The following is a 399-nucleotide window of genomic DNA, read 5'->3' on the forward strand; positions in this document are numbered from 1 at the left end:
ATTAACTCTTGCTGTTTTTTATTTGGATACATTCTAAACTTATAAGCTTTTTCCACTACTACCACCTCACTTTACTTATTTTTTATGATTATATTAATATTGGATATCTATATTTTACACACCTTACTATATGGTATTGTACTAAATATGCATATCCCATGAGTCACTTCCATTTTTCATCACCCATAATAACATTAACAAATGTAATTATTTAAAACAAGCATTTTGAAGGTTTTTATATTTATTTCTAAATAACATATGTAAGAACCATAAGTCTTAACTTTTATCATTTTTGAGGTTGTCGTTCACATAAGTTCGCTATTACCTATGCAGTTCTCTTATGAACTTCTTACACTTTCATGCAAGCACAGACTATATCTTATCCTTCGGCATTATCCG

The 399-nt window shown here is 28.3% G+C and carries 1 protein-coding gene; it reads right to left on the reverse strand.

The genetic code is table 11. The features are described from left to right. On the reverse strand, positions 1 to 65 hold a 65-nt coding region (locus KGF46_RS19795; protein WP_139042749.1), incomplete at its 3' end, for a helix-turn-helix domain-containing protein. Positions 66 to 399: the final 334 nt, after the last annotated feature.

It is taken from the genome of Clostridioides sp. ZZV14-6153 (assembly GCF_020657855.1).
Lineage (GTDB): Bacteria > Bacillota > Clostridia > Peptostreptococcales > Peptostreptococcaceae > Clostridioides.